The following is a 2,047-nucleotide window of genomic DNA, read 5'->3' on the forward strand; positions in this document are numbered from 1 at the left end:
ACGCTTATGGGCGGCTACGACGGTCATAGAGGCTGGATCAACTATTTGGCTGTTCACCCCCACCAACAACGCTTAGGAATCGCTACAGCGCTCGTTCAGCAGCTTGAGAAGCGCCTCATCGCTCGGGGTTGCCCAAAGCTTCAATTATTAGTCCGTAAAGACAATTTGAATGTATTGAATTTTTACGAACAACTTGGCTATGACGAGGTAGAAGCCGTGTGTTTAGGAAAACGACTTATTCGTGATAGTTCTCATGATTAGAACCACGTTTCAGTTGAGCCATTTTTAAAAACTTAAGGCGATATTGGGGATAACCCTCTTTGCTTGTGGATAAAATGAGATTTATACACAGGTAAAGTCTTAATCTTGTTATTAAATAAACAGGCATGAAAAAAGCCCCATACATTATGAATGGGGCTTTCTTGAATATGGTGGCGAGACCCAGGATCGAACTGGGGACACACGGATTTTCAATCCGTTGCTCTACCTACTGAGCTATCACGCCGATGGCCTGTATTAAGCCGTATCTCAGAACAATAGTCAACAATTATCCTGAGTTTCTGATTTAAATGAGTATTTTTTATACTTAAAAAAAATCCCTGATGGGATCAGGGATTGAAAACACAAATAATGGTGGCGAGACCCAGGATCGAACTGGGGACACACGGATTTTCAATCCGTTGCTCTACCTACTGAGCTATCACGCCGAAGTGGGCGTATTAAACAATGTTTACAAGAAGACGTCAAGCAACTTCCGCGTTTTTTGTAACAAGTGATTATTTTTAAATCACAACTACAAAATAATAGAAATTTTTAGTGATGTAGTTTACCAATGTGAGCCAAACAGCGATGAATCGCGCCACAGCCTGGCTCAAAAGTTTTAACACCTTTTGACTCTTCTATGCGGCAAGCTTCTTCAACTAAGCGCTCAGCTACCCCACGACCACGGTTAGCAGGGTGCACAACAATATATTCAAGGACCTTGCTTTCGCCTTGTCCTGAAGACCAAATTGCACCTATAATTTTGGTGTTAAATTCGGCAGTGTATAGCGTGGTATACTGTTGTAAATCTTGTTCAAGTTGTTCAATCGCATCGTGCCCGTCACCAAACTCCGGACTTGTATCATACAGTCGCTCAAGCTGATCGCGGATCTCTGAATTATCTAGAGAACTATAAGCATGTACGGTAATAGGCATTGATTAACCCTCCTGAGCAAACTATGATGCTGTCACGAATTCGTCACAGCGAAATTGTCGTTAACATCCAATCATTTTTGACGTTTTTTGAGGAACGTGTCCATGACGCAACGTATCAGTGAAGTGGTTAGAAATACCAATGAAACCAAAATTCGAGTTCGTTTAAATCTCGACGGTACTGGTCAAGGCACACTAAACACTGGAGTTCCATTTTTAGACCATATGATTGATCAAATCAAGCGACATGGCTTATTTGATATCGATATTCATTGTGACGGAGACCTCGAGATTGATGATCACCACACCGTAGAAGACTGTGGTATCACGCTTGGACAAGCTTTTGCACAAGCTTTAGGCGATAAAAAAGGTTTAAAACGCTATGGTCATTTTTATGCACCATTAGACGAAGCTTTATCTCGCGTTGTTGTCGATTTATCTGGTCGTCCGGGTTTATTCATGGATATTCCATTTACTCGTGCGCGCATCGGTACATTTGATGTCGATTTATTTTCTGAGTTTTTCCAAGGCTTCGTAAACCATGCGCTTATGACCTTACACATCGATAATTTGAAAGGTAAAAATAGCCACCATCAAATTGAAAGTGTGTTCAAAGCACTTGCTCGTGCTTTACGTATGGCATGTGAAGTTGATCCACGTGCAGAAAATACGATTGCATCGACAAAAGGTAGCCTCTAATGACACGTATCGCGTTACTTGATTATGGCATGGGCAATCTACACTCAGCGGCTAAAGCACTTGAGCACGTGGGCGCTACAGTCGATGTGACCAATGATCCAAAGTTAATTGCACAAGCCGACAAAATTGTTTTTCCAGGTGTTGGTGCAATGCG

3 protein-coding genes, 2 tRNA genes and 1 pseudogene are annotated in these 2,047 nt (G+C 42.0%); 3 read left to right on the forward strand and 3 right to left on the reverse strand.

Annotation, left to right across the window (positions count from 1 at the left end; translation table 11 throughout):
- Positions 1 to 261: GNAT family acetyltransferase (locus tag J536_RS24085; RefSeq protein ID WP_032064247.1), on the forward strand; the 261-nt coding region annotated here is incomplete at its 5' end.
- A gap of 168 nt (positions 262 to 429) precedes the next feature.
- Here J536_RS24085 and J536_RS24090 read toward each other — a convergent pair.
- From J536_RS24090 to J536_RS24100, 3 genes are all read right to left on the reverse strand, one after another.
- Positions 430 to 505: transfer RNA gene (locus J536_RS24090), tRNA-Phe, on the reverse strand.
- 126 nt (positions 506 to 631) lie between these two features.
- Positions 632 to 707: transfer RNA gene (locus J536_RS24095), tRNA-Phe, on the reverse strand.
- A gap of 106 nt (positions 708 to 813) precedes the next feature.
- Positions 814 to 1,197, reverse strand: coding sequence for a GNAT family N-acetyltransferase (locus J536_RS24100; RefSeq protein WP_002116928.1), 384 nt, complete (start codon positions 1,195 to 1,197; stop codon positions 814 to 816).
- Between the two features lie 102 nt (positions 1,198 to 1,299).
- On the opposite strand from J536_RS24100, the gene hisB reads away from it, so the two are divergent.
- Positions 1,300 to 1,893 (forward strand): imidazoleglycerol-phosphate dehydratase HisB, encoded by a 594-nt coding sequence (hisB, locus tag J536_RS24105; RefSeq protein ID WP_002116767.1) that lies wholly within the window; start codon positions 1,300 to 1,302, stop codon positions 1,891 to 1,893.
- Positions 1,893 to 2,047: pseudogene (locus J536_RS24110) on the forward strand (imidazole glycerol phosphate synthase subunit HisH); the annotation flags it as partial. The gene hisB and the pseudogene J536_RS24110, both read left to right, overlap by 1 nt.

It is taken from the genome of Acinetobacter sp. 809848, from assembly GCF_000581275.1.
In the GTDB taxonomy this organism is placed as follows: domain Bacteria; phylum Pseudomonadota; class Gammaproteobacteria; order Pseudomonadales; family Moraxellaceae; genus Acinetobacter; species Acinetobacter pittii.